The organism is Actinomadura graeca, assembly GCF_019175365.1.
GTDB classification, from domain to species: domain Bacteria; phylum Actinomycetota; class Actinomycetes; order Streptosporangiales; family Streptosporangiaceae; genus Spirillospora; species Spirillospora graeca.
The window spans coordinates 6,213,721-6,240,001 of record NZ_CP059572.1; the positions used below are offsets into that span (position 1 = coordinate 6,213,721).

General features: G+C 74.6%; 23 protein-coding genes. 16 read left to right on the plus strand and 7 right to left on the minus strand.

Translation table 11 applies throughout. The features are described 5' to 3' along the window. Window positions 1-139: 139 nt before the first annotated feature. The 8 genes from AGRA3207_RS27555 to AGRA3207_RS27590 all read left to right on the plus strand — a co-directional run bounded on the left by AGRA3207_RS27555 (window position 140) and on the right by AGRA3207_RS27590 (window position 12,961). Window positions 140-3,484: an ABC transporter permease gene (locus AGRA3207_RS27555; RefSeq protein ID WP_231329906.1), complete on the plus strand. Its 3,345-nt coding sequence runs from the start codon at window positions 140-142 to the stop codon at window positions 3,482-3,484. Next, complete coding sequence (locus AGRA3207_RS27560) at window positions 3,481-6,177, plus strand: hypothetical protein (RefSeq protein WP_231329907.1); 2,697 nt, start codon at window positions 3,481-3,483, stop codon at window positions 6,175-6,177. The genes AGRA3207_RS27555 and AGRA3207_RS27560 overlap by 4 nt, the downstream gene beginning before the upstream one ends. 34 nt (window positions 6,178-6,211) lie before the next feature. Then, on the plus strand, window positions 6,212-7,171 hold the full coding sequence (locus AGRA3207_RS27565) for an ABC transporter ATP-binding protein (protein ID WP_231329908.1): 960 nt from the start codon (window positions 6,212-6,214) through the stop codon (window positions 7,169-7,171). After that, a complete protein-coding gene (locus AGRA3207_RS27570) occupies window positions 7,168-7,995 on the plus strand; it encodes an ABC transporter ATP-binding protein (protein ID WP_231329909.1) in 828 nt (275 codons plus the stop codon). Before AGRA3207_RS27565 ends, AGRA3207_RS27570 begins: the two co-directional genes overlap by 4 nt. Next, window positions 7,941-9,743 carry a serine/threonine-protein kinase gene (locus tag AGRA3207_RS27575; RefSeq protein ID WP_231329910.1) on the plus strand — a complete coding sequence of 601 codons (1,803 nt, stop codon included), beginning with the start codon at window positions 7,941-7,943 and terminating at the stop codon, window positions 9,741-9,743. The genes AGRA3207_RS27570 and AGRA3207_RS27575 overlap by 55 nt, the downstream gene beginning before the upstream one ends. 226 nt (window positions 9,744-9,969) lie before the next feature. Next, a complete protein-coding gene (locus tag AGRA3207_RS27580; protein WP_231329911.1) occupies window positions 9,970-11,097 on the plus strand; it encodes a glycosyltransferase family 4 protein in 1,128 nt (375 codons plus the stop codon). After that, window positions 11,094-11,828, plus strand: a complete 735-nt coding sequence (locus AGRA3207_RS27585; RefSeq protein WP_231329912.1) for a DUF2334 domain-containing protein — start codon at window positions 11,094-11,096, stop codon at window positions 11,826-11,828. Before AGRA3207_RS27580 ends, AGRA3207_RS27585 begins: the two co-directional genes overlap by 4 nt. Then, complete coding sequence (locus tag AGRA3207_RS27590) at window positions 11,825-12,961, plus strand: glycosyltransferase (RefSeq protein ID WP_231329913.1); 1,137 nt, start codon at window positions 11,825-11,827, stop codon at window positions 12,959-12,961. The genes AGRA3207_RS27585 and AGRA3207_RS27590 overlap by 4 nt, the downstream gene beginning before the upstream one ends. Here AGRA3207_RS27590 and AGRA3207_RS27595 read toward each other — a convergent pair. Both AGRA3207_RS27595 and AGRA3207_RS27600 read right to left on the minus strand, forming a co-directional pair. Beyond that, window positions 12,874-13,662 (minus strand): hypothetical protein, encoded by a 789-nt coding sequence (locus tag AGRA3207_RS27595; RefSeq protein ID WP_231329914.1) that lies wholly within the window; start codon window positions 13,660-13,662, stop codon window positions 12,874-12,876. The genes AGRA3207_RS27590 and AGRA3207_RS27595 overlap by 88 nt on opposite strands. Window positions 13,663-13,772: 110 nt before the next feature. Next, entirely contained in the window at window positions 13,773-14,153 is a 381-nt protein-coding gene (locus tag AGRA3207_RS27600) for a YchJ family protein (RefSeq protein WP_231329915.1), read from the minus strand. Window positions 14,154-14,609: 456 nt separating this feature from the next. Here AGRA3207_RS27600 and AGRA3207_RS27605 point away from each other — a divergent pair, with 456 nt between their 5' ends. The 3 genes from AGRA3207_RS27605 to AGRA3207_RS27615 are packed head-to-tail and all read left to right on the plus strand — an operon-like array spanning window position 14,610 to window position 18,180. After that, window positions 14,610-15,581, plus strand: coding sequence for an ABC transporter permease (locus AGRA3207_RS27605; protein WP_231329916.1), 972 nt, complete (start codon window positions 14,610-14,612; stop codon window positions 15,579-15,581). 20 nt (window positions 15,582-15,601) lie between these two features. Further along, window positions 15,602-16,669, plus strand: a complete 1,068-nt coding sequence (locus tag AGRA3207_RS27610; RefSeq protein ID WP_231329917.1) for a sugar ABC transporter substrate-binding protein — start codon at window positions 15,602-15,604, stop codon at window positions 16,667-16,669. Between the two features lie 5 nt (window positions 16,670-16,674). Continuing rightward, window positions 16,675-18,180: a sugar ABC transporter ATP-binding protein gene (locus tag AGRA3207_RS27615; protein WP_231329918.1), complete on the plus strand. Its 1,506-nt coding sequence runs from the start codon at window positions 16,675-16,677 to the stop codon at window positions 18,178-18,180. A 61-nt stretch (window positions 18,181-18,241) separates the two neighbouring features. Here AGRA3207_RS27615 and AGRA3207_RS27620 read toward each other — a convergent pair whose 3' ends face one another. From AGRA3207_RS27620 to AGRA3207_RS27630, 3 genes are all read right to left on the minus strand, one after another. Further along, a complete protein-coding gene (locus AGRA3207_RS27620; protein ID WP_231329919.1) occupies window positions 18,242-18,868 on the minus strand; it encodes a PIN domain-containing protein in 627 nt (208 codons plus the stop codon). Between the two features lie 102 nt (window positions 18,869-18,970). Further along, window positions 18,971-19,681: a class I SAM-dependent methyltransferase gene (locus tag AGRA3207_RS27625; RefSeq protein ID WP_231329920.1), complete on the minus strand. Its 711-nt coding sequence runs from the start codon at window positions 19,679-19,681 to the stop codon at window positions 18,971-18,973. 46 nt (window positions 19,682-19,727) lie between these two features. Beyond that, window positions 19,728-20,288: a GNAT family N-acetyltransferase gene (locus AGRA3207_RS27630; RefSeq protein ID WP_231329921.1), complete on the minus strand. Its 561-nt coding sequence runs from the start codon at window positions 20,286-20,288 to the stop codon at window positions 19,728-19,730. 123 nt (window positions 20,289-20,411) lie between these two features. On the opposite strand from AGRA3207_RS27630, the gene AGRA3207_RS27635 reads away from it, so the two are divergent. From AGRA3207_RS27635 to AGRA3207_RS27645, 3 genes are all read left to right on the plus strand, one after another. Continuing rightward, a complete protein-coding gene (locus AGRA3207_RS27635) occupies window positions 20,412-20,846 on the plus strand; it encodes an ester cyclase (RefSeq protein ID WP_231329922.1) in 435 nt (144 codons plus the stop codon). Between the two features lie 139 nt (window positions 20,847-20,985). Further along, window positions 20,986-21,810 carry an NAD(P)H-binding protein gene (locus tag AGRA3207_RS27640; protein WP_231329923.1) on the plus strand — a complete coding sequence of 275 codons (825 nt, stop codon included), beginning with the start codon at window positions 20,986-20,988 and terminating at the stop codon, window positions 21,808-21,810. 138 nt (window positions 21,811-21,948) lie between these two features. Beyond that, window positions 21,949-22,380 carry a MerR family transcriptional regulator gene (locus AGRA3207_RS27645; protein ID WP_231329924.1) on the plus strand — a complete coding sequence of 144 codons (432 nt, stop codon included), beginning with the start codon at window positions 21,949-21,951 and terminating at the stop codon, window positions 22,378-22,380. A gap of 445 nt (window positions 22,381-22,825) precedes the next feature. On the opposite strand, the gene AGRA3207_RS27650 is transcribed toward AGRA3207_RS27645, so the two are convergent. Next, window positions 22,826-23,659: an NAD(P)-dependent oxidoreductase gene (locus AGRA3207_RS27650; protein WP_231329925.1), complete on the minus strand. Its 834-nt coding sequence runs from the start codon at window positions 23,657-23,659 to the stop codon at window positions 22,826-22,828. 52 nt (window positions 23,660-23,711) lie between these two features. On the opposite strand from AGRA3207_RS27650, the gene AGRA3207_RS27655 reads away from it, so the two are divergent. Continuing rightward, the gene (locus AGRA3207_RS27655) at window positions 23,712-24,071 is read left to right on the plus strand and encodes a MerR family transcriptional regulator (RefSeq protein WP_231329926.1); all 360 of its coding nucleotides are present in this window, start codon (window positions 23,712-23,714) and stop codon (window positions 24,069-24,071) included. Window positions 24,072-24,196: 125 nt separating this feature from the next. Here AGRA3207_RS27655 and AGRA3207_RS27660 read toward each other — a convergent pair whose 3' ends face one another. Further along, a complete protein-coding gene (locus tag AGRA3207_RS27660) occupies window positions 24,197-24,895 on the minus strand; it encodes an arsenate reductase/protein-tyrosine-phosphatase family protein (protein WP_231329927.1) in 699 nt (232 codons plus the stop codon). A gap of 456 nt (window positions 24,896-25,351) precedes the next feature. Between AGRA3207_RS27660 and AGRA3207_RS27665 the strand changes: the two genes are divergently transcribed. Then, on the plus strand, window positions 25,352-26,251 hold the full coding sequence (locus AGRA3207_RS27665) for a hypothetical protein (RefSeq protein WP_231329928.1): 900 nt from the start codon (window positions 25,352-25,354) through the stop codon (window positions 26,249-26,251). Window positions 26,252-26,281: the final 30 nt, after the last annotated feature.

Here is a 26,281-nt window from a genome sequence, read left to right on the forward strand (position 1 = left end):
GGGAATTCGGCGCCCAATCCCGAACGGTGAGGAACCCGTCACGGGAATCGGCGAGGCCGGACCGCGGAATGTTGCGAAAGGTAAAAGAAAGATGGGACGGGCTTGTCGCCTTCGCGCCCGTCGTTGATCATCGGCGTCTATGTGGCATCCGGGGCTGGTGGCCAGGCGGATGGCCGGTGACCGGACGCTGGTCCTGGCCGCCTGCGCGACGGCGCTGTTCGCCACGACCGTCCTCGCCGCGCTGTACGGCTACACGGGGTCGGTCACGAGGGAGGGGCTCCGGCGCACCCTCGCCGAGGCCGCCTTCGACTCGGCCGGGACGAGGATCGCCGGGCACGTCCCGAGCGGTGGCCTCGACGCCGCGCGCGCCCAGGTCGACGGGGCGCTGCGCCAGGTGTACCGGGACATTCCGCTGACCGTCTCGGTGGGCGTGCGGAGCGATTCCTACACCCTTCCCGGGCAGGAGCGGAGCGAGCACCCGGAACTGACCGCCTTCGAGAGCTTCACCGGGATCGAGCAGCACGCCCGGCTGACGCAGGGGCGCTGGCCCGGCGGGAACGCGGCGCGGGGCGCCGAGGTCGAGGCCGTCCTGCCGGGCGCGGCGGCCCGCACGCTGCGGGTCGGCGTCGGGGACCCGCTCTCCCTCCGCGGACGCGTCGACACGGCGTCGGCCGTGCGGGTGAAGGTCGTCGGGCTGTTCGAGGTGAACCGGCAGGACGACTACTTCTGGCAGGGCGACCGGCTGATCACGACCGGGGCCGAGCGCCTCGACTACACGACGTACGGGCCGTTCGTGGTGCGGCCCGAGGTGTTCGCGGGCCGTTTCACCGGCTCCGGCGCCGACGCCCGGTGGACGGTCATGCCCGACCTGCGGCACGTGGACACCGGGGACCTCGCGGCGCTCGGCCGCCGCGTCGCCGGGACCCGCGCCGCCCTGGAGAAGGGCGGCGGGACGCAGTACACCACGGTGACGAACCTCCCAGCGCTGACGGACCGGCTCCACGGGGCCGTCATGGTCGCGCGGTCGACGATGCTGATCCCGGTGCTCCAGCTCGTGATGCTGGCGGGGTACGCGTGGGTGCTGGTCGCGCGGCTGCTGGCCGACCACCGGCGCGGCGGGGTCGCGCTGCTGCGCACCCGCGGCGCCGGGATGCGCCAGCTCGCCTGGCTCGGCCTCGCCGAGGGGGCGCTGATCGTGCTGCCCGCCGCGGTGCTGGGCCCGCTGCTGGCGGCGCCGCTGCTGCGGCTCGCCGGGAGGGCGCCGGCGGTGCGGGCGGCCGGGCTGGACCTGGACGCGGGCCCGCTCGCGCCGCTGTGGGCGGTCTCGGCCGTCACCGCCGTGGCGTGCGCGGTCGCGCTGACCGTCCCGACGCTGCGCGGCGCCAACCGCACGTTCGTCGAGGTGCAGGCCGGGATGGGCCGGACGGCGCGGAGCAGGCTGCGCGGGTCCGGCGGCGATCTCGCGCTGCTGCTCGTCGCCGCCCTCGCGGTCTGGCAGCTCTCCCGCTACGGCGCCAGCGGGACGGGCGGGACGAGCGGCGCGGACGGTGCCGCAGGCGGCACGTCCGGCATCGACCCGGTCATCGTGTCCGGCCCCGCGCTGGCGCTCCTCGCCGGAGGGGTGCTGCTGCTGCGCCTGGTGCCGGTCGCGTCGCGGATCGCCGAGCGCGTCACCGCCGGGGGCCGCGGCCTCGCGCCCGCGCTCGGCGCACGGCAGGTCGGCCGCCGCCCGCTCCGGTACGCGGGACCGGCGTTGCTGCTGGTCATGGCCATGGCCGTGGGGGTGCTGTCGGTGACGACGATGGCGACCTGGCGCCGTTCACAATCCGACCAGGCCGATTTCCAGACCGGCGCCGACCTGAGGTTGGAGCGGTCCGGAAAGCCCGGTGCCCCGGCCGCGCTCGGCCAGGGCGGACGGTTCGCGGCCCTCCCCGGCGTCACCGCCGCGACCGCCGTGCTGCGCGAGGACGCCAACGTCGGCTCGACCGCCGGGACGCTGCTCGCCGCCGACACCAGGGCGCTGGCGCCGATCCTGCGCGTCGGGCCCGGGCTCCGGGACGGGCTGCGGCTCGGCGAGCTGGCCCGGGCCCGCCCGGCGGTGCCCGCGCTCGCGTTCCCCGGGCGTCCCGGACGGCTGCTGTTCGACCTGCGGCTCCGCAGGCTGCCCGGCAAGCCCCCGCCGCAGCTGGACCCCGACCCTCCGCCCCTGAGGGGCACCTACCAGGTGGCGGCCACCATCGAGGACGCGCGGGGGCTCGCGCAGCGGGTCGTCCTGGACGGGCTCCGGCCGGACGGCCGCACCCGGACCGTCGCCGTCGACTCCGCCGAGCTGGCGGGTCCCGGAGGGCTGCCGTCCTACCCGCTGTCGCTGCGCGGCCTGCACTACGTCTTCGACGACAACGACCGGTCCGGGCCGCTCGAACTCGGCGTGCTGCGCGTGCGCGGCGAGGGCACCGGGGACGCGACGGCGCCCGCCGGGATCCGCTGGAACCTGCTGCAGGAGCCCGCCGACGACCCCCGCTCCCCGGAGGCGGCAGGGAAGGGAGCCGGGAGTGTCACGCCGACCCTGAGGATCCCGGCGACCCCCGGCGTCCACGGCTGGGACATCGGCACCGGCAGGACCCTGCACGCGATGGCCGCCACGTCGCCTCCCGGCCCGCGCCGGCCCGCCGGGGAGCGCGTCCAGCCCGCCGTGCCCGGCGTCATCACCGCCGAGACGGCCAGGCGCGCCCGCGTGGGCGCCGGCGGCACCGTCACCCTCGACACCGCCGACGGCGGCCAGCCGGTCAGGGTCGCGGGGATCGTCCGCGCGCTGCCGGGCACGCCGCCCGGCCGGCCCGCCGTCCTGGTGGACCTGCCGACGCTGACCGAGCTGCGGCTCGCCGCCGCCAGCGCCGCGCCCGGCAGCACCCGTCCGGGCGAGTGGTGGGCGTCGGCGCGCGACGGCCGCACCGCCCCCGCCGCGCGGGCGATGGCCGCCCACCCCGCCTGGGGCACCGTCGCCGGGGACCGCGCCGCGCTGCGCTCCCGGCTCCGCGACGCGCCGCTCGGCGCCGCGCTCCAGGGCGCGCTCGTCCTCGGCTTCGGCGCGGCGCTGGTCTTCGCGTTCATCGCGTTCGCGGTGAACGCCGCCGTGTCGGTCCGCGAGCGCGCCCGGGAGTTCGCCGTGCTGCGCGTCCTCGGCGTCCGCCCCCGGCAGATGACCGGGATGCTGGCCGTCGAGCAGGCGTTCCTCGTCGCGGTCGGCCTGCTGGGCGGGCTGCTGCTCGGCCTGGTCGTGGCGCGGCTGGTCATCCCGCACATCGTGCTCGGCGTGCAGGCGGCGCCGCCGTACCCGCCCGCCGACCTGGTCGTCCGGTGGCCGGTCGTGCTCGCCATGCTCGGCGGGGTCGCCGCGGGCTTCGGCCTGGTGCTGCCCCTGGTGATCCGCGTGCTGCGCCGCCGCGACCTCGGCGCCGGGCTGCGCGCGGGGGAGGACGGATGAACGGCCCGCTCCTGAACGGCGCGTGGGCGCGGCTCGCCCGCGAGCAGCGGGCGCCGCTCGTGGCGCTGGCCGCGATGACGTTCGTGACCGCGCTGCTCGCGGTCACCGTCCCGGCCCGTGTCGCCGCCGGGTACGACCGCGCCGCCGGTGCCGCGGTGTCGGGCCAGGACGTCCGGGTCGAGGCGCGGACGGACGCGGCCACCCTGGGCCGGTTCCTGCCGCTCGCCGATGACGTGACCGTGCGGTCCGCGACCTGGTATGACGACCTGCCCGCCGACCTCCGGCGGGTCGTCGGGGCGCCCGAGACGTCCGTCGGCACCAACGAGATGGCCACCGCCGGCCCGTTCCTCGAACCGCGCCTGGTCACCCTCGCCTGGGATCCCGGCGCGCTCAAGCGCGTCCGCTTCGTCGCGGGGACGCCGCCGGAGGACCCGCCCGGCGACGGCCCTGCCGACGGCCCAGGCGGGAAGCGCGGCCAGGAGATCCAGGTCGCCGTCTCCAAGGCGTACGCCGACAGGTTCGGCTACCGGCCCGGGACGCCGCTGGACCTGTCCGGCGGCGACGCGGGAGCGCCCCCGCGGCAGGGCGCCGAGGGCCTGCGGGCCCGGGTCGCCGGTGTGTACGTGCCGCGGGACGCCGCCGACCCGTACTGGACGGCCCGCGCCGACATGCTCTGGGTCAGGACGGAGCTGCGCGGCGAGGGCGTCCGCGTCCACATCGGGACGGCGCTCGCCAGCGGGGGCGGGTATTGGCGGCTCGCGCACGGCGCCCCCGGCCGCAGGCTCACGGTCTCCTGGCGGTTCCCCGTGGACGCCGGGGCGGTCGGCCGCGGCACCGCCTCCGGCATGGCCGCCGACCTGGAGGCGTACCGCGCCGCCGTGCGGAACCGCGGCGACCTCTTCCCCTGCGCGGTCGTCACCGCGCTGGACGCCCGGCTGAGGTCCTACGCCGGGCAGCTGCGCAGCGGCGAGGCGGTCATCGCGCTGACGCTCAGCGGGCTCGCCGCGATCGCCGCCGGGGTCCTGCTCCTCGGCGCCGGGATGCTCGGACGGCGGCTCGGCCCCGTGCTCGCCACGATGCGGGCGCGTGGCGCGTCCCTCCGCCAGCTCGCCGCGCCCGCCTGCGGGCTTCCGGCGCTGGCCGTCCTGCCCGCGGCCGCCGCCGGGTCCGGCGCCGGGCTGCTCCTGGACACGGGCCCGCCCCAGGCGGCGTCGGCCTGCGCGGTGGGCGCGCTCGTCGTGCTGGTGCTCGCGCTGCCGGCCGTCACGATCGTCCGCGACCACGGCGCCGGCGAGCGCGGCGGCGGGCTCGCCGCCGTCACCGGGCGCCGCGGCGACCTGGTCGTGGCGCGTCCCTCCCGGAGAAGGCTCGTCCTGGAGGCGCTCCTGATCGTGCTCGCCGCGATGGGCGTCGTGCTGCTGCGCGGACGCGGCGCCGGCGCCGGCGCCGACCCGCTGATCGCCGCCGTCCCGGTGCTGCTCGGCGCGGCCACCGGAGTGCTGGTGCTGCGCGTCTACCCGTACCTGCTGCGGGCCCTCGGCCGGACGATGCGCCGCGGGCCGGGCATCGTCGCCTTCGTCGGCGTCGCCCGCGCGTCCCGGCAGGGCGTCCTCGGCGCGCTGCCGCTGGTCGTGCTGCTGCTCGCCGCGGCCGTCGCCGGGTTCGCCGCGACCGTCGGGGCCGCCCTGGAGCGCGGGCAGGACCGCGCGGCGTGGGCCGTGGTCGGCGCCGACGCCCGCGTCTCCGCCGAGCTGCTCGACCGGGGCGCCGTCGCCCGCGTCCGCGCGCTGCCCGGTGTGCGGGACGCCGTCCCCGCCCGGATCGTGCGGGACCTGCGGCCCGCGTCCGGGCCCGTCCGGGTCACGCTGATCGCCATCGACCTGGAGGGCTACCAGAGGGTCGCGCCGGGCCGTCTGCCCGCGCACCCGCGCGGCGCCCTGCTGTCCCCGGCCGCGGCCGGCGAGCTCGGCACCCGGCCCCTCACGCTGAGCAGCCCCAACTTCCCGGAGATCCGCGTCGAGCCGTCCGGGCGGATCGACGACTTCCCCGGCGTGCCGCACGGCACGCCCTTCGTCGTCGTCCCCTTCCGCGCGCTGACCGGCACCGGCGCGGTCCCGAGCACCGTGTACGTCCGCGGCGACCCCGGCACGGCCGCGCTGCGCGGCGCCCTCCAGGCGTCCCTGCCGCCGGGGCTCCTCGGCGGCGACCCCTATCGGGAGGTCCAGGTCAGGCGGGACGTGCTGGACGGCATGAGGCGGGCGCCGATGGTCGGCGTCGTCCAGGACACCTTCCGGGACGCCGCGCTCCTCGGCGCCGCCTACGGGCTGCTCGCCGTGCTGCTCGTGCTCGTCGTCGAGGCGCGCTCCCGCGGCCGCGGCCTCGCCCACCTGCACGTCCTCGGGCTCACCCGGCGGCAGGGCCGCCGCCTCGCCGTGGTGGAGATCGCCCCGGTACTGCTGTCGGCGGCCGGCGCCGGGTGGGTGCTCGGGCTGCTGCTGCCCGGCGTCACCGGCCCCGTCGTGGACCTGCGCCCCTACACCGGGGGCCACGCCGTCTCCAACCACGCGGCCGACCCGGCGGCGCTGCCCGCGCTGCTCGCCGTCCTGCTGCTGGCCGCCGCCACCGCCGTGGCCGTCGACCGCGCCTTCGACACCCGGCATGATCTTGCCGCCGTCCTGAGGACGGGAGACTGAGAGGATGGGCACGGGGAGGATGGACACGGGCAGGATGGACACAGCGAGGACGGACACCGGGAAGGCGGGCGGGGCCCCCGGCCTGGCCGAGCTGGAGCGCCGCGCCGCCGAGCGCGGCCCCGCCTACGGCGAGGGCGCGCACATCGTCTGCGACAACCTCGTCCGCATCTACAAGACCGACGGCGTCGAGGTCGTCGCCCTCCAGGGCCTGGACCTGCTGATCGACCCGGGTGAGCTGGTCGCCGTCGTCGGCGCCTCCGGGTCCGGGAAGTCCACCCTGCTCAACATCCTGTCCGGGCTGGACGTGCCGACCGCCGGCGTCGCCCGCGTCGCGGGCTCGGACCTGCTCACGATGGCCTCCAGGGAGCGGCTGGAGTTCCGGCGCGAGAAGGTCGGGTTCATCTGGCAGCAGACCGGGCGCAACCTCCTCCCGTACCTGACCGCCGTCCAGAACGTCGAGCTGCCGATGCGGTTCGCCGGGCGGTCGCGGCGGGCCCGCGCCACCCGCGCCGCCGAGCTGCTCGGGATGCTCGGCGTCGGCGACTGCGCGGGACGGCGGCCCGGTGAGCTGTCCGGCGGGCAGCAGCAGCGCATCGCGATCGCCGTGGCCGTCGCCAACGAGCCGCACGTCGTCCTCGCCGACGAGCCGACCGGCGAGCTGGACACCGGCACCGCCGCCGAGGTCTTCGGCGCGCTCCGCCGCGTCAACGAGGAGCTCGGCACCACCACCGTCGTCGTCACCCACGACGCGCGGGTCGCCGAGCGCGTCGACCGCACCGTCGGCATCCGCGACGGCCGCACCAGCAGCGAGGTCCGCCGCCGCGACGAGGCGGACGGCACCCGCGTCAGCGAGGAGTACGCCGTGCTGGACCGCGCCGGACGCGTGCAGCTGCCGCGCGGGTTCACCGAGGCCCTGGACATGCGCGACCGGGTCCGGCTCGCGCTGGAGGACGACCACGTCGGCGTCTGGCCCGACCGGGAGGAGGACCGATGACCGGCCCGATGGTCGCGGTCGAGGGCCTCACCAAGGTCTACCGGTCCGGCAAGGTCGAGGTCCCGGCCCTGCGCGGCGCGTCCTTCACCGCCGCCCGGGGCGAGCTGGTCGCGATCCGCGGCCGCTCCGGCTCCGGGAAGACCACCCTGCTCAACCTGATCGGCGGCCTGGACGTCCCCGACTCCGGCACCGTCCGGGTCGACGGCCGGGACGTCGGCGCCCTCTCCGAGGACGCGCTGCTCGCCCTGCGCCGCGACGCCGTCGGGTTCGTCTTCCAGTCGCACGGGCTGATCCCCGTCCTGTCGGCCGCCGAGAACGTCGAGGTCCCGCTCCGCCTCGCCCGCACCGCCCCGGCCGAACGCGACGAGCGCGTCCGCGTCCTGCTGGCGATGGTGGGCCTCGCCGATCACGCGGGGCAGCGGCCGAACGAGCTGTCCGGCGGGCAGCGCCAGCGCGTCGCCATCGCCCGGGCCCTCGCCAACCGGCCCCGCCTCGTCCTCGCCGACGAGCCCACCGGCCAGCTCGACTCCGAGACGGCCGCGGCGATCATGCCGCTGCTGCGCGCCGTCGTCGCGAGCGAGGGCGTCACCGTCCTCGTCGCCACCCACGACGCCGCGCTGCTGTCCGAGGCCGACCGGGTGCTGAGCCTGGAGGACGGCGCCGTCACCGAGACTCCCGTCCCGGCAAGCCGAACCGTCCCCCCGGGGACATACCGCGGACCGATCCCCGCACGGGAACATGCGGTGACCCCGGAGGACGAGGAGAGCGCGTGCGGACTGCCCTGCGAGCCGGCGACCCCACCTCCGTCGGCGGGTACACCGTGAAGGAACGGCTCGGCGCGGGCGGCATGGGCACGGTCTACCTCGGCGAGGACGTCACCGGGGCGCCCGTCGCGGTCAAGGTCGTCGACCCCGCGCTCCTGTGCCGCCAGGACGGCGCGGTCCCCGGGCGGTATCGCCGCGAGATCGCCGCGCTCCGGCGGCTCGACCGGCGCTGCACGGCCGCGCTCCTCGACGCCGACCCGGACGCCGACCCCGCCTACCTGGTCATCGAGTACGTCGACGGCCCCTCCCTGGAGGACACCGTCCGGCGGGACGGCCCGCTGCGCGGCGCGTCCCTGGAGGAGGTCGCGGTCGCGGTCATCGCCGTCCTGGAACACCTCCACGCCGAGAACGTCACCCACCGGAACCTGAAGCCGGGGACCATCCTCCTCGGCCCGCACGGGCCGCGCGTCAGCGGTTACAGGATCGCGCTCCCCGCGGGGCGGTACCCTCGGGCCGCCGACGACGAGACGCGCAGGACGCTGCCGTACCTGGCGCCCGAGCTGCTGCTCGGCGAGTGCCCCGGCCCGGCGGCCGACGTGTTCGCCTGGGCCGCGACCGTCGCGTACGCCGCGTCCGGCGCCCCGCCCTACGGCACCGGCCACTGGACCGTCCAGCACCGGACGGAGCCCGGCGGGCCGCTCCTCGACGGCCTCGCGCCCCCGCTGCTCGACGCGGTGCGGCGGGGGCTCGCCCGGGACCCCGTCCTCCGCCCGACCGCCGCCGAGGCGCTGAAGTCGCTGCGCGGCCTGTCCCCGGCCGTGCTGGAGACCGCCGCGTCCGGGGTCCTGCCGGGCGGCGACGCCGACGAGTGGGCGGAGCGGGCCCGGCGCAGTCTCGGCGAGGGACGGGCCCGCCTCGCCCTCTACCAGGCCCAGCGCGGCCTTGCCCTGAACCCCCTGCACGCGCGCTGCCTCCGGTACCGCGCCGGGGCCAACCTCGCCGAGGGCAGGCCCGGCCTCCAGGACCTCCAGCTCGCCCACGACGTCGAGCCGGGCGACGCCGAGATCCGCCGCGCCTACGCGCGGGAGCTGGCCCTCGACCGGGGCGGCCGGAAGACGCACGGCCGCGCCGGTCCGGCGGACGCGCGGGAGGCCCTCCTGACGGCACTGGAGCTGGAGCCCGGCGACCCCGTCGTCACGGCCCGCTACGAGGCGTTCGCCGTGCGCGAGACGGGCTCCCCGGCCGTGCCTCCGGAGGTGCTGCGCGCCGTCCTGGCCCTGACCGCGGAGCTGCCGGACCCGCCGCCGGACGCTGCGCCCGCCGACCTCCGTAACGTCCCCGGCCTCGCCCTCGACCGCGTCGAGCTGGCCCTGAGAAACCTCGCCGGGCTGAGCCTCCCCGCCGCCACCCGGGCGCACCTGGCGTCCCGGCTGGGCGGGGCGCTCAGGCGGGAGGCGCGCAGGAACACCGGCGGCCCGCTCCGGCGCTCCGCCGCGATCGAGCGCGTGGCCGCGCTCGCGGAGTTCCTCGCCCCCGGGGACGCGACGTTCGCGAGGCTGGCCCGGGACGCCTACGGCATCCCGATGGACCCGCGGACGATCGCGGCCCCCCTCGCGGGCGCGGGCGGCGTGATCCTCGTCCTCGCCTACCTGACGCTCGCGCCGTACTGGCTGGGCTGGATGTGGGCCGTCCCGGTGGCCGCCGTGACGGGGGCGGCGCTGACCGGCCTGCTCGTCGTCGCGCTCTCGGGCTACAACGCGGTGCGGCGGCGCCTGGGGCGGGCCTTGGGCGGCGTGTCCGCGAGATGATTCGCCGACAGCGGGGCATGACCGTCCGGGCCGGGTATCGCGGCTGATCCTCGGCAACGCCGCCGCGGCCCTCGACTGGGGTCGATCAGGGGGTTCGTCGCCCCGCCCGGCGGGGGCTGAGCGCGACGGCGCGATCACCGAGACGACTTTTACGTTCTCGTGATGTTCGCCTCGCCGGTGTCGGGGCGCGGTCGGGATGTCGCGCGCCCCGGACAGCCTCCCTGCCGTGAAGGTCGCCATCGTGACCGAGTCGTTCCTCCCCCGCGTGAACGGGGTCACGGGCTCGGTGTGCCGCGTACTCGAGTACCTCGCCGCCCACGGCCACGAGGCCCTGGTGGTCGCCCCCGGCCCCGCGCCGGGCTCGTACGCCGGGGCGCCGGTGGAGCCCGTCCGCGGCGTCGCCCTGCCGTTCTATCCGACGTTCGCGGTGGGCGTGCCGACCCGCCGCGTCACCGCCGCGCTGCGCGGCTTCGCGCCGGACGTCGTCCACCTCGCGTCGCCGCTGGTCCTCGGCGCGTCCGGGCTCGCCGCCGCGCGCCGCCTGGACGTCCCGGCCGTCGCGGTGTTCCAGACCGACGTCGCCGGGTTCGCGCGCCGGTACGGGCTGCGCGGCACCGGCCCGGCGATCTGGTGGTGGCTGCGCCGCCTGCACGGCCGCGCGGACCTGACGCTGGCGCCGTCCTCGCCGGTGCTGGCGGAGCTGGAGCGGCGCGGCGTGCCCCGGCTGGCGCACTGGGGCCGGGGGGTGGACCGGCGCCGCTTCCACCCGTCCCACCGGTCGGAGCGCCTGCGCGCGCGCCTGTCCCCGGACGGCCGCGCGATCGTCGGATTCGTCGGGCGGCTCGCCGCCGAGAAACGTCCCGAGATGCTCACGCGGCTCGTCGGCGTCCCCGGCGCGCGGGTCGTGGTGGTCGGGGACGGGCCGGAGGAGGAACGGCTGCGCCGCCGCATGCCGGACGCCGTGTTCACCGGATTCCGCACCGGGACCGAGCTGTCGGAGCTGGTCGCCTCGTTCGACGTGTTCGTGCACACCGGCGCGGACGACACGTTCTGCCAGGCCGTCCAGGAGGCGCTCGCCTCGGGCGTGCCGGTCGTGGCCGCGGCGGCGGGCGGCCCGCTGGACCTCGTCCGCCCCGGGGTGAACGGCCTGCTCTACGCCCCGGACGACGGCACCGGGCTGCGGGCGGCCGTCCACACCCTCGTGGACGACGCCCGGACGCGGCGGCGCATGTCCGCCCAGGCGGTGGAGTCGGTGCGGGGCCGCGACTGGGAGACCGTCTGCGGCGGGCTGATGGACCACTACAGGGCCCTCGTCCACGGGACGGCCGAGCGGCGCGCGGAGAGCGCCGCGTGAGGGGCTTCCCGTTCGTGGTGTCGATCCACGACGTCGCGCCGTGCACCGCGGACGCCACCGCCCGCTGGCTCGCCGACCTGGACGAGCGCGGGATCCCGTCGACGCTGCTGGTCATCCCCGGGCCGTTCGGGGGCCGGGCCGCGCTGCCCGGCGACGGGCCGCTCGTCGCGTTCCTGCATTCCGCCGCCGGCCGCGGGCACGAGCTGGCCCTGCACGGCTACCTCCACGAGGGCGTGCCCGGCGGGCCGCTGTGGCGCCGCGGCGTCGACCGGGCGCTGGTCAGGGGCGCCGGGGAGTTCTGGTCGCTGAGCGGCGTCCAGGCCGTCCGGCGGCTCCGCGCCGGGCTGGCCCTGCTCGCCGAGGCGGAGATCGACGTCGTCGGGTTCACGCCGCCGGGCTGGCTGGCGTCCCCCGGCACCCGCAAGGCCCTGTCGGCGCTGGGATTCACGTACTGGACGAGCCACCTCGGCGTCCACAGCCTGCCGGGCGGCCCGGTGCGGCGGATGCCGGCGCTGTCGCACCGGCCGGGCGGCGCGGGGGAGCGCACCGGCGCCCGCGTGATGACCGGCGCCGCGCGCGCGTTCGCCAGGACGGGGGTGCCGTTCCGGATCGCGCTGCATCCGGCGGACCTCGGCAGGCCGGGCCTGCGCCGCGCCGCGCTCGCCGCCATCGACGCGACGGTCGCGGCGGGCGGGCGGCCGGTGACGTACGAGACCCTGGTGACGGCGTGAGGATCGTCCAGCTCGCCAACCTCTACAGCCCCGTCTCCGGCGGCCTCCGCACGGCCGTCGACATGCTCGGCTCCGGCTACGCCGCGGCCGGGCACCGGCGCGCCCTCGTCGTCCCCGGCCCCGCCTACACGCGCCGCGACACCCCGGACGGGCCGGTCATCACCGTGCCGGGGCCCTCGGTCGCGCCCGGGTACCGGCTCGTCCTCGACCCGCGTCCCGTGCTGCGCGTGCTCGGGCGGCTCCGCCCGGACGTCATCGAGGTGTCGGACAAGGCGACCCTGACGGTCGCGGCCCGGTGGGCGCGGCGGCGCGGCGTCCGCACCGTCCTGTTCTCGCACGAGCGGCTCGACGCGATCCTCGGGCCGCGCACGCCCGGCTGGGTGCCGCTGGAGGCCGTCGCCGACCGCTGGAACCGGCGGCTGGCGGCCTCGTTCGACGCGATCGTCGTCACCTCCGCGTTCGCCGCCGCCGAGTTCGCGCGGATCGGCGCGCCGTCGCTGCACCGTGTCCCGCTGGGCGTGGACCTGGCGACGTTCCGCCCTCTCGCCATCCCGCACGCGGCCGGGGACGGGACCGGGGAGCCCGTGCGGCTCGTGCATCTCGGGCGCCTGTCGGCCGAGAAGCGGCCCGACCTCGCGATCGGCGCCGTCGCGGAGCTGGCGCGCCGGGGCGTCCGGGCGCGGCTGGACGTCGTCGGGGACGGGCCGTGCGGCCCCCGCCTGCGCGCCTGGGCGGAACGCGACCGGCTGCCCGTCCGGTTCCACGGCCACGTCGGCGGCCGCGCCGCCGTGGCCGCGCTCCTCGCGCGGGCGGACGTCGCGCTCGCGACCTGCCCGATCGAGTCGTTCGGCCTGGCCGTCCTCGAAGCGCTCGCCTGCGGGACGCCCGTCGTCGCCGCCGACCGGGGCGCCGCGCGCGAGCTGCTCGTCCCCGGCGCCGGGGCGGGGGCGGCGCCGTGCGCGGCGGCGTTCGCCGACGGCGTGCGGGAGGTGCTGCGCGTCCCGGCCGCCCGGCGGCGCGCCGCCGCCCGCGCCCGCGCCGAGCGCTACCCATGGACGACCACGATCGAGGGCATGCTGGACGTCCTGACGATCAGGACGCGACCGCGACCGCGACCAGGACCGGGGCGGTGACCGCGCCCGCGCCTCGCCTGCTGACCGAACTTGCAGTCCGGCGGCAGGTCGGGCTGCTCGAACTCACCGTCCGGGATGGGCAGCGGGGCGTCCTTCACCGTGTACCCCTCCAGCCATTTCCCGAAGGGCCCGGAACTGTTCGCGCTGTGCGGTGCGGGACCGCTCCCCATCTGCTGGCACTGGGCCAGCGTGACGCCCCAGGAGAAGCCCGCCCGGTCCCACTTGTGGCCGCGCGGTGACTGATAGAACGTCAGGTTCGCGCGTTTCTCGTTCGCCGGGGAGTCGTCCTGCCGTATCCCCGAGACGATCGCGATGGGCCCGGTCGCCATCACGTAGTCGACCTTGATCCAGCCCCAGTGGTGCCGGGACGGCCCGCCGGGCTCGTCCGGCGAGTAGTGGTCGTACTTCACCGTTCCCCGCGCGGCCCCGAACACGATCTTCCCGTTGACGAGCTTCCACGGCCCGCCGTGCGCGTCGACGATGAACCGCCGGTAGGGGTTCTCCGGATCGGCGGGGAACTTCAGCCACGCGTCCCCGGTGACATGGGCCTCTTTGAACGGCCCCGGAGCCCCTTCCCGCCCGGCCGCCCCCGGCCGCGCGCCGGGCGTCCCGTCCTGGGCCATCGCGCTCCCCGTCCCTGCCATGGCGGCCGTCGCGAGCACGGCCGTCCCGGCCAGGAGCGCGCGCTTCCCGTACCTCATGTGGGTCCCCTTTCCGCGGACGCCGCTCGCCCGCCCCCACACGCTCCCAGCGGCCGCCCCCGCCGCTCTTCCCCCGCGCGGCCGAACCGGTTCGCCCGCAGGGGGGAATGTCACTCCCGGGCCTTGCCCCGGACGTAGACCCACTCGCCGTCATGCCGTACGAAGCGGCTGACCTCATGCAATTCCCCGCGCTCGTTCCCCGCGGCGTAGTGGGCACGGAATTCCACGGTCCCCTTGTCGTCTCCGGGGCCTCCGCGCTCCGTCCGGACGATCTCCAGCCGCACCCACCGCGGCCCGGCGCCGACGTCGACGCGCTCCGGCCGCGTCGCCGGATGCCAGCTGCGCAGCAGGTACGCCTCGTCCCGCCGCGCGAACGCGCTGAACCGCGACCGCATCAGCTCCTCGGCGGTCCCCGCCCGCGCCTCCCCGCGGTGCAGCCGCCCGCAGCACTCCCGGTAGCGGACACCGGTCCCGCAGTCACATCCGGCCATCCCCCCATTCTGCGGCACAGGGGCGGCCGGCACGGTGCTGATCTTTCTTCCCCGTTCGCGTGGCAGGACCGCTACAAAGCGGGACGATTGACTCCCGTGGCGCGGCGTCCGATCATCCCTTCACGGCCGGCCCGTCACCGGTCGCGTCACACCACCGGGCGAGCACGCCGTCGCAGTGCGTGTTCGGGTGCTCTGTGGTTTTTTGTCACTGTGTGACCGAAGTGGAGGTCGTCTCATCGTCGCAGATCGGACATGCCGTGCCGTCACAGACAAGGACTGTTCCGCCACAGTCAAGTTCACCGGCGGCAGAGCAGGTGAACTTGCCCGAAGCGTCCAGTGCGGACGAGGAAGGGGGTCGCCGTGACCGCGGACCGTCAGTCCGACACCGAGGAAAAAGCCGAACGGGCACCTCGGAGCCAAGAAAAGACCACTCCATCGGCACTCGGCCGGCTTCCGGTGCTGGCCGTCAGAGCCGGACGCGGGGAGGCGACGAGCGTCCTGGTCGCCACCCTGGTCCTGATCATCTTCACCAGCGTGCTGCATCCGGACTTCCTCCGGCCGGGGCAGCTTCTCGACACCCTACAGTCGTCGGTCTACGTCGGGCTCCTGGCCTGCGGCATGGCCTATCTCCTCTCGATGCGCGAGATAGACCTGTCCGTGGGGTCGACGTTCGGGCTGACGGTGATCTGCACCGGGCTGCTCATGAACCACGGTGTGCCGGCCTGGCCGTCCGCCGGGCTGGGCATCCTGCTCGGCGCGGGGCTCGGCCTCGTCAACGCCCTGATCGTGCAGTTCATCGGAATCCCCGCGATCGTGGCGACACTGGCCACGCTGTCGGTCTTCCGCGGACTGGCGCTCGCGCTCAGCGGCGGCCAGCAGGTGACCGGGCTCCCCCTGGACAGCTCGTTCTTCACCCTGCTCGGCGGTAAGACCCTCGGGGTCCCCACGAGCGTGTGGGTGCTGGTCCTGGTGGCCGTCCTCCTTACCCTGGTGCTGCGGTTCACCCCGTTCGGGTACCGGGTGCGCGAGATCGGCTCGAACCCCGAGGCGGCGACGTTCTCCGGGATCTCGATCCCGCGGGTCCGTCTCCAGGCACTGGTCCTCATCGGACTCCTCGCGGGCCTGTCGGGTGTGCTCGGGCTTGCCTTCTTCACCTCCGGTGACCCCAACATCGGCACCGGATTCGAACTCCAGGCGATCGCCGCCGCCATCATCGGCGGGACGCCCCTGCGCGGCGGAAGCGCCACCGTCATCGGTGCCTGCCTCGGCGCGGTCCTGCTGAGCGTCGTCACGAGCGGCCTGCAGTACTTCAACATTCCCGCCAATTGGAGCGCGTTCGCGACCGGCGGAGTCATTCTCGCGGCGGTCGCACTCGACAGTCTGGTGCGGCGACGGCGGCGACGTGACGACGCCCTGCTTGGACTCTGAACACCTCTGAGGAGGGCAACGTGAAGATCAAATCTCTTACCCTGGCCACCGTGCTGATCGGCTCCGTCGCACTGGCGGGATGCGGGTCGAGCGACTCCGGCGACTCCGGCAAGAAGAAGTCCGGCACGCTGAAGATGGGCTTCATCTACGCGAGCACCACGCAGAACCCCTTCCAGGAGATGGCGTTCGGGGCCAAGGCCGCGGCGGCCGCCGACGGCAAGGTCACCCTCAACGCCGCCGCGCCGACCGGCGTCAACGGGCCCGCCCAGGTCCAGCTCTTCCGTTCCGCGATCCGGAACTCCCGCGACGGGATCGGGCTCCAGAGCCTCGCGCCCGACCTGTTCGTGCGTCCCCTCGTCCAGGCCGACGACGACGGCGTCCCGACCGTCGCCGTGGACGCCGCGCCCCCGGCCGGCACGAAGACGACGCTCTTCGTCGGCAACAGCAACACCGAGGTCGGGCGGGCGCTCGGCGAGGAGTTCATCAAGCGCGTCCCGAAGGACGCCAAGGGCGAGGTCGTCATCGGCAACGACATCCCCGGCCTCCGCCTGCTCGAGCAGCGCATCGAGGGACTGACCGCCGTCATCAAGAAGGAGCGGCCCAACCTGACGATCAAGGGGCCGTTCGACGCCAAGTCCGAGCCCACCGACAACTACAACGCCTGGAACTCGATCGTCAAGGCGAACCCGAACGCCATGGCCTACCTGGGTGTCGGCGGCCAGGACGGCGTCTCGCTGCCGCTCATCCAGAAGCAGACCGGCCGCAAGTTCCTGGCCGGATCGTGCGACATCGACCCGGCCGCGCTGAAGGCCGTCAAGGACGGGTCGCTGTTCGCCCTGTCCTCGCCCGAGCACTGGCTGAAGGGCTACGTGGCGCTCCAGCTGCTCATCGACCACCAGCGCAAGGGCACCAAGCTGCCGGAGGGCTGGTGGAACCCGGGGACGCTGGTCATCAACTCGGCGAACATCGACGAGATCATGAAGCGGCAGGTCAACGAGCAGAGCCGGACCGCGTACTTCAAGGCGATCACCCAGCAGCAGCTGTCCGACCCGTCCAAGTACCTCAAGCCGCTCGAACAGGCGAACTGAGCACCATGGCGGTACTACAGGCACGGGACATCAGCAAGTCCTACGGCGGCGTCACCGCGCTCGCGAGCGGCACGATCAGTGTCGAGGCGGGCTCGGTGCACGCGCTGCTCGGCGAGAACGGGGCCGGGAAGTCGACCATGGTGAAGGTCCTGTCCGGGACGATCCGCCCGGACTCGGGGGACCTCACCCTGGACGGGCGTCCCGTCGCCTTCCACGACACGGCCGACGCCGTGCGCCACGGGGTGGCGGTCGTGTCGCAGGAGCTGAACCTCTTCCCCGACCTCGATGTGCTCGCCAACCTCTTCCCGCTCAGGGAGCCGCGCCGCGGCCCGTTCCTGAACCGGCGCGCCATGGCCGAGGCGGCGCGGCCGACCCTCGACGGCCTCGGGCTGGACGTGGACCTGCGCACGCCGGTCGGGGAGCTCTCGCTCGGGCAGCGCCAGCTCGTCGAGATCGCCCGGGCGCTGATCGCCGAGCCGCGCGTCCTCATCCTGGACGAGCCGACCTCGGCGCTCGACCGGGACGGCTCGGACCGGCTGCTCGGCATCCTCCAGGTGCTGCGGCAGCGCCAGGTCGGCGTGGTCTTCGTCTCGCACATCCTTGAGGAGGTCATGCAGCTCTGCGACGTGATCACGGTGCTGCGGGACGGCCGCGCGGTGCTGGAGGGCGCCGACCGGAAGAGCCTCGGCATCGACGACATCGTCTCGGCGATGCTGGGCCCGCGTGCCGAGCGGGAACCGGCACCCCCGGCGGTGCCGGCCGCCCGCGGTGACCAGAAGGTGGAGCTGCGGCTGGACAAGGTGTCGGTCGAGGGCGTGATGAGCGAGGTCGACCTGCGGGTGCCCGCCGGTGAGATCGTCGGGGTCGCGGGCCTCGCCGGGTCGGGCCACCTGGCCGTCCTCGAACTCGTCGCCGGCCTCCGCAAGCCGACCCGCGGGTCCGTCCGGCTCCCCGGCGACCGCCCGGTGCCCCGCGGCCTGCGCCGCGCCATCGCGGCGGGCGTCGCGGTGGTCTCGGGCGACCGCCGGAACCGCGGGCTGATGCTCGACCAGCCGATCTGGGAGAACATCGGCCAGGTGAGGGCCATCGGCCTGAGCCGCGACGGCGTGGTCGTCCGCCGGTCGGCGCTGCGGGACCGGGCCCGCGGGCACGTCGAACGGCTCCGGATCCGGTGCCGGGACATCGAGCAGAGGGCCGGGCTGCTGTCCGGCGGCAACCAGCAGAAGGTCGTGCTGGCGAAATGGCTGGACGCCTCCCCGTCGGTCCTGCTGCTCGACGACCCCACCCGCGGCGTGGACGTGGGCGCCAAGGCCGAGATCCACGACCTGATCCGCGCCGCGGCCGCGGACGGCGCCGTGGTCGTGCTCGCCTCGACCGACCTGGAGGAGCTGGCGATGATCTGCCACCGCGTCCTGGTCTTCCATCGCGGGAAGGTGGCCGCGCGCCTGTCCGGCGACGACCTGGACCAGCACGCGATCGTCTGGACGTCCAACACGGGAGAACGGCAGTAACCCGGTCGTCCCATCGCGGTCAGGGCCCTCACCTTGAGGCGGGACCCTGACCGCGATGGCGTCACGGGGACTGCAACCAGTGATCACGCAGGTCGTGGAAGACGGCGTCATCGTCGAAATGCGCCATCTGCTCGTCACGCCAGGCCTTGTACTCCGGCGGCATGTCCGTGCGCTCGCCCTTGCGGGCCGCCTCCCTGGAGGTGAAGTAGGCCACGCCGGTGCAGGTGCCGCCGGGGCTTATGCAGAACAGCCCGCCGATCATGTCCGGCCGCAGCCGCGCCAGGGTGTGCTCGGCCTCCTCGGTCACGAACGGGCGGACCGCGTCACGGTCGAGGACCCGGGTCTGCAGAATCTGGACGAATCCGGCCTCGTCCGGGTCGCCCTGCCCGAACGTCTCCACATCGGAGCATTCCTCGACGGTGACCTCGCCGACGAACAGCCCCCGGACCTCGTCCCACCATCGCATCTGCTCCCGCCGCCTGTCGTTGCGATGGGCGGCCCTCGGGGACGTGAAGCGCAGCAGGTTGAGGTACACGCCGTCGTCGGTCACCCCGCCGGTGGTGCCGAGCCACCCCTTGGCGCCCGGGGCGACGTCCCGGTACCAGCGGTCGGCGGCCTCCCGCAGGCCCGCCGCGTCCCGCGTCCGGCCCTTGACGACCTGGATGCACGTCTTGCGCTGGCCGAACACCCGCCACCTCCCCCCATCCGACGCTATCGATCGGGGAGCAAACCGGACGTCATCGCCGGTTGAAGATCCAGCCGGGCGCACGGCCGGGCGGCGCGGGCCGTCCTAGCCCTTGCGCGCGAGCACGAGGCCGCAGCGGGGGACGCCGCCCTCGCGCACTCCGAGGGCCGGGAGCGGCACCGTCGTGACGGTGAACCCGGCGGCGGCGAGGTCGTCGCGGACCGCCTGAAGCGCGCAGGTGCGGTAGTACATGACGAACGGCGGACGCCACAGGGCGTTCCGCACCCGCATCGCCGTGTCGAACCCGAGCAGCGCCCAGTACCAGGGCGACGTGACGGGCAGGGGCGCGCTGATCGGGAAGGCGAACAGCCCGCCCGGCCGCAACGCGCGGTGCACCCCGGCGAACAGGGCGGGACGCTCGGCGGGCAGGAAGTGCCCGAGGGCTCCGAAGCTCACCGCGAGATCGAACTCCTCGGCGAACGGCAGATCCCGGACCTCGGCCCGGACCCACCCGGCCCCGGGATGCGCCTCGCGGGCCTGCGCGAGCATGCCGGCGCTGAAGTCGACCCCTGCGACGCGTCCCCGGCACAGCGGCCCGAGGACCCGCATGCCCGCGCCGGTGCCGCAGCACACGTCCAGCCCGTCCTCGAACGGCCCGGACCCGCGCAGGGCATCGGCCGTCGCGTCGAGAACGCCGTCGGGGGTGCGGAAGGGGGTGTGGTCGAACTTCGGGGCGAGCAGGTCGTAACCGCGCTCGACCGAGGACAGGGCCTGGACGGCCAGCTCGCGCAGAGACGGCCCTTGGGGCGAGAACACCGGCCAAGGCTACTTCCCTAGCCGCCCGCCCCGCCCGCCTACGTGATCAGGCCCGAACGGCCCGGTTCGCGGCCGACATCCGAAACAGGACGTGGCGCCGCAGGGGATGGCCTTCCTCAAGCCCGGGGTGGTCGAAGTCGTCGGCGGGGTCGTGCGTCATGCCGAGGCGTCTCATGACGGCCTGCGAACGGAGGTTGGCCGTGGAGGTGAAGGAGACGACCCCGGTGAGGCCGAGGTCGTCGAACGCGAAATCGAGCACCCGCCTGGCGGCCTCCGTGGCGAAACCGTGCCCCCAGCCGGAGCGGGCGAGGCGCCAGCCGATCTCCACGGCGGGCGTGAAGTGCGCCTCGAAGGACGGCACGGCGAGCCCGGTGAGGCCGATGAACCGCCGGGTCCCGGTGATCTCCAGGGCCCAGAGCCCGAAGCCGAGCTCGTCGAAGGCGGCGTCGATCCGGTCGATCATGGCGTCGCTCTCCCGCCGCGTGAGCGGCGCGGGAAAGTACCGCATGACCTCCGGGTCGGCGTTGAGCGCGGCGAAGGGCGCGCGGTCGCCCGGCTGCCAGCGGCGCAGCGTGAGCCGGTCGGTGCGGAGGACGGGCGCGGGCATCGGCCGACCCTAGCCGATGCGGGCATCGCGGTTCTGGTCACTCATGGGACGGGCGTGAGGTTATGCCGACCGGCCTCCGGACATTCCGCCGGGGGAGGACGGTCCTTGCGCCTGGGAGGCGACATGGTGCTCGATCAGCTCATCGGCCACAAGGCCACGGCCCGCCGGTTCCTGGAGGAGGACCGGGACGGGGACCGCGTGGCCGAGTACGGAGAACTCTGCACGCCCGACTACGTCGAGCACGACCCGGCGATGCCCCGCGAGTCGGTCGGGCTGGCCGACGCCCGCGAGACGTACCGGGGTGTCGCCGCGGCGTTCGGGCTCCGGCACTCGGTGGAGCAACTCGTGGCCGAGGGGGACCTGGTGTGCGCGAGGTTCACGGTGCGGGGACGGCACGTCGGCGAGTACCAGGGGAGCGCGCCGACCGGCCGCACCTTCGAGGTGACCGGCCAGGTCACCCTCCGGTTCCGCGACGAGAAGATCGCGGAGAGCTGGTTCAACTGGGACATGCAGGGGATGTTGGAGCAGCTCAACGGCGCCTTCGCCGCGTCGGACTGACCTGACGCACGTCCGCGCCCGCCCGCGCCCATCTCCTCCCCGCTCTGAAGCTGGCGCGAGCTCGCCATCTGTGGAATGAAGCGTTCCGTTCTGTTATAGTGGAACCGAACGTTCCGTTCTGAGATGCGAGGAGCACACCATGACGATCCTGGTGACCGGAGCGACCGGAACCGTCGGCCGCCTGCTGGTCGGCGAACTGCTCGCGAGCGGGCAGAAGGTGCGCGCCCTGACACGCGACCCCGCCGCGGCGGGCCTTCCCGGCGAGGTCGAGGTCGTCGCGGGTGACATGGCGGTCACCGAGACCCTGGCGCCGGTCTTCGAGGGCGTCACCGCGGCGCACCTCATCAACTTCGGCGGCGACGACTACGCCGCCCTGGAGAACGGGCAGGAGATCGTGGACCTGGCCGTCCGGAGCGGCGTGCGGCGGGTGACGGTCCTCGGCGGACGCGACGAGGGCCGTCTTGAGCGGGCCGTCGCCGCGAGCGACCTGGAGTGGACCTTCCTCAACCCGGTCGAGTTCATGTCGAACACGCTCAAGTGGTGGGCCGGGGCGGTGCGGGCCGAAGGCGTGATCCGCGAGCCCTTCGCGCACCGGCTGAGCGCGATGGTCCACGAGGCCGACATCGCCGCGAGCGCGGCGAGGATCCTGGTCGACGGCGGCCACGGCGGGCGGACCTACACCCTCACCGGCCCGGAGGCCGTCACGATCCCGCAGAAGGTCGCCGCCCTCGGCGCCGCGATCGGACGCGAGATCGGTTTCGTCGAGCTCACCGTCGAGCAGGCCAAGGAGAAGTGGCGGGGCGAGGGGACCCCCGAGCCGGTCATCGGGTTCCTCGTCGAGGCGCTCGGCAACACGCCGGAGGTGGGTTACACGGTCGTCCCGGCCGTCCAGGAGATCACCGGACGCCCGGCGCGGACGTTCGCCCAGTGGGCGGCCGAGCACGCCGACGCCTTCCGCGCCTGACAGCGCCCGGCCGCGGTGCCGTTCCTCGGGCGGCACCGCGGCACCGCGGCACCGCGGCACCGCGCCGTCGCGCCGTCGCGCACGCGCCGCCCATCCGCGGGCCCGTCGTCGGCGGCCTCACGTACGCTTGACGTCACGATGCCGGAAGATCAGTTGACGATCGGCGAGCTGGCGCGCCGCACCGGCGTCGCCACCTCCGCCTTGCGCTACTGGGAGGACGTCGGCCTGCTGGCGCCGGCCCGGGTCTCGGGACGGCGGCGGTATCCGCCGTCCGCGGTCGAGCTCGTCGCCGAGATCCTGCTCCTGCGCGAGGTCGGTTTCACGCTGCGGGAGCTCGGAGAGCTGATGGCGTCCCGGACGTCGGCCGGTGCCGGCTGGCGGGAACTGCACCGGCGCAAGCTCGCCGAGCTGGACAGGCGCATCGAGCAGGCCCAGGTGGCGCGCACCGCCATCGCCCACGGCCTGGCGTGCCCGCACGAGGACGTCCACGAATGTCCCACCTTCGCCGCGGTGATCGCGGCGCGCCTGGCCGGTCGGCCTCTCCGAGAAGCCCATTGTCACCGCCTTTGAATCGGCGCCAGGGCGAGGTTCGTGAAAGGCCGATCACGCAGGGTCGCGATGAATCTTGTTATGGCGGGTAAAGGGGACGGGTAAGCATCCCCCTGAGGAGGACGTCATGAGTGTCCCGGTGTGTGGCAAGTGTGGCCGAGTCCGATGTATCTGTGTGCCGAAGATCACCGTTTCCGTATCGTGCCATGGCCTCGTATTCACGTGTTCCCTCGCTTTGACGAATCGCTGAGCTCTGTCGGCACGAGCCGACGTGGATGAACCGGCGCAGTACCGAAGCCTCCAGCCGCCCGGCCTCGTCCGGGCGGCGGGCACCTCCCGATCCCGCCCGAGGCCGACCCTGAGCAGGGCCGATCTCCCGGCATGAGACCATGATCACGACGCCTGACGCGATCGAGGTCACCGGGCCGCGCAAGCCCGCAGGACGACGGCGCCGACCCGTCCGCGGTCAGAGGGCGGCGAGCCGGGTGAATCCGTCCGATCCGTGCCCGGCGTCGATCGCCTCCTGGACGGCGGCCCGCGCCGCGCTGAGAACCCCGTTGTCGAGGCCGTGCGCCCGGATGGCGTCCAGGACGTGGTCCATGCTCGCCGCCGCCGAGAGCATCGTGGACTCCTCGCCCGGATAGTCGTCGGCGGTGAGATGCTCGGCGACCACGTCGATCAGGTCCGGAAGTAGCCCGGTCGACACCTTCATGTGGCCGGCGACCTCGGCCGGGGCGATGCCCTCCGCGGCGGCGAACCGGAACGCGTGCACCACCCCGATCATCGACGTCCAGAAGGCGTCCAGCATGGACGCGTCGAACCCGGCGGCCCGTCCCGGGTCCTCGCCGACGTGCGTGGCGTTCCCGCCCAGCGCGGCGAGCGTGCGGCGATGCGCCCGGTAGACGTCGCCCGGCCCGCTGAACAGCAGGGTCGCGTCCGGGCCGCCGATGTCCGCGGGCGCGCCCATGATCAGGCCGTCGAGGTAGGCGACGCCGTGCCCGGCGGCCCACGCGGCCATCTCACGAGCCCGCCCCGGCGACCCCCCGGTGAGGTTGACCAGGGTGCGGCCCCTGAGGGCGTCGGCGTCGAGGACCGACCGGACCACCGCGTAGTCCAGGACGCACACGACCACGAGCGGACTGGCCGTGATCGCTTCGGCGGCGGTCGCGGCGACGGCGGCGTCGAGGCCGTCCGCCTTGCCGGGGGTGCGGTTCCACACGGTGGTGGGGTGGTCGGCGGCGAAGGCGGCGGCGAGCGCGTGGCCCATGGGGCCGAGGCCCAGGACGGTCACGGATGTCATGGCGGCTAAGCTAAACCTTCACGCTGATGTCAGAGTCAACCCTGGAGCCGGGATGCGGATCGGAGAGCTCGCGCGGCGGACGGGCGTCAGCGAGCGCGCGCTGCGGTACTACGAGGACCAGGGCCTGCTGCGCCCGGAACGGCGCCCGAGCGGCTACCGCGTGTACGGCGACGCGGACGTGGCGGCGGTACGGCGGATCAGGACGCTGCTCGCGGCGGGCCTGAGCACGGCGCAGATCGTCCAGGTGCTGCCCTGCGTCGTCGACGACGAGGGCGTGCTGGTTCCCGGCTGCCCCGAACTGGTCGACGAACTGGTGAGGCAGAGCGAGCGGATCGGCGCCGCCATCGACGAGCTGGCGGCGACCCGCGCCAACCTGGACACCATCATCACCGCCCACCGCCGAGCATCCTGACATCGCAGGACGTCCACCCCGCGCCCACATCAGGGCGACGGGCCGCACGGTGAGGGTCGTCGCCACGAGCGCCCGGCGTCGCCTCGCGTGACCGTCCGACGGCACCCGGGGGAGCGGCCGACGGGTCAGGCTGTGGTGGCGGGGTCGGCGGAAGGCGGGACCGTGATTCCGGCGAGCCAGTCGATGCGTTCGGCGAGCTGCTCGAAGACCTCCTCGAAGATCTCCTCGGTGCCGGCCGGGCCGGGGTCCGGGATCGACCAGTGGGTGCGCCGGGGCGCGGGCCCCAGCTCCCGGCGGGCGTTGTCGCAGACGGTGACGATCAGGTCGGTGGACGTGAGCACGTCGTCGACGTGGGCGGTGTCGTGGCTCTGCAACCGCAGCCCGTGCCGCCGTGCGGTGCTGACGGCGCGGGGGTGGACGCGCGGGGCCGGCCGGACGCCCGCGGAGGTGGCCGGGATCGGGGAGCGGTCCGCCCAGATCGCGGCGGCCAGCGGGGACCGGGCACCGTTGCGGGTGCAGACGAACACCACCCGCAGCACGGTCAGCGGCGTGACCGGATCGAGCGCCCGCAGCGCGGAGGGGATCAGCCGTACGTAGGTGCGGCGCCGGTCGGCGTCCGACCGCGTCCGCCCGATCAGTCCCGCCGCCTGGAGCACCCGCAGATGGTGGGCCAGCAGGTTGGACGGGAGGCCCAGCGTGTGACCGAGCTCCCCGGGAGCCAGGTCGCCGACCACCAGTGCCTCGACTATCGCCAGCCGCGCCGGGTCGCCCAGCGCGTGATGCGCCGCCGCCCGCCCCCGCAGCGAGGATGGGTCAATCGCCATTGAGTCAATGGTCGTTGATGTGTTTTCATGCGTCAAGGCCGCCGTCCGACGGCCCGCTCCCCGCTCCCCGGAGGCTTTCGTGCCCAAGGCTCCACCGCACCCCCGGCGCGTTCCGCCCGCGTGACCCTGCCGCGCTGACCGGCGGGACGGACATCACCCGCCGCTCCCATCACCCACGCCCCGCCGCCCACGCCCGGCCGCGTCAGGCCCGGGGCGCCCACGACCGGCGCGACGTCGGCCCACCGCCATGACGCGCCCTTCCCTTCCACCCCGCGCATAATTGCGAAAAGGGGCGCCCGCACCGGTCGAAAGCACTGAGATACACCCTCTCCTTGCCATTTTCTAAGGGCTTTACCGGCGCTTTAGGATTGGCAGTTCCGCCTCTTTTATTTCCTTCTTTCGGCGTCTACCTTCCTCGGTGTCCGGACACATCAACCGTGATTGGCGGTGTTCAAGATGAGTCAGATCACCCGGACGGAATGGGCCGACAGGTGGGAGGCCATGACCCAGGCCCCGACCCTGACGAAGCTCTACTGGCTGCTGCGGATCGGAGTGGCCGTGGAATACGTCGGGCACGGGTGGGCGGGACTGAGCCGCTCGCGGGCCTGGCTGCCCTACTACGACCTGTTCGGCATCTCCGCCGACTTCGCCCTCGACCACATGTTCTACATCACCGGCGCCATCGACATCAGCGTGGGCCTGCTCGTCCTGGTGTGGCCCGCCCGGATCCTGCTGCTGCACGCCACGGTATGGGGCGTGTTCACCGCGCTGCTGCGCCCCGCCGTCGGCGAGGGCTGGTGGGAGTTCCTGGAGCGTGGCGGCAACTACGGGATGCCCCTGGCCCTGCTGATCCTCGTCGGGCTGGGCGGCTGGTCGGTCCGCGGATGGCTCCAGCGCGCCGACGCGCCGGGCGCCGTGCCCGACCACGCCCTCATCGCCGCGCACTGGGCCGCCCGCGGTGGCCTGGCACTGCTCCTCATCGGCCACGGCGGATTCGGCGCTTTCGAGGACAAGCCCTACTGGTACGACTTCTTCGATTTCTTCGGCATCACCCGGTCCACGGTCGAGTCCGCCCATCTCATGGTCACGTTCGGGACCTTCGAGATCCTTCTTGGACTGGCCGTCCTGATCAAACCGTGGCGGGCGCTGCTGCTGTTCGTCCTGGCCTGGAAACTCTTCACCGAACTGCTCCGGCCCCTCGTCGGGCAGGATTGGTTCCAATTCGTGGAACGCGACGGCGACTACGTCCTCCCCGTCGCCCTGATGGTCATGGCCGCCCTTTACGCCCGGGCCCTCCAGCAGCGCGCACCCGCCGCCCCCGCGGCCGTCGCCCCGAGAAGCACCCCCACGGGGTGACCCGCCCCTTCCTCTCCGAAAGGACCCCGC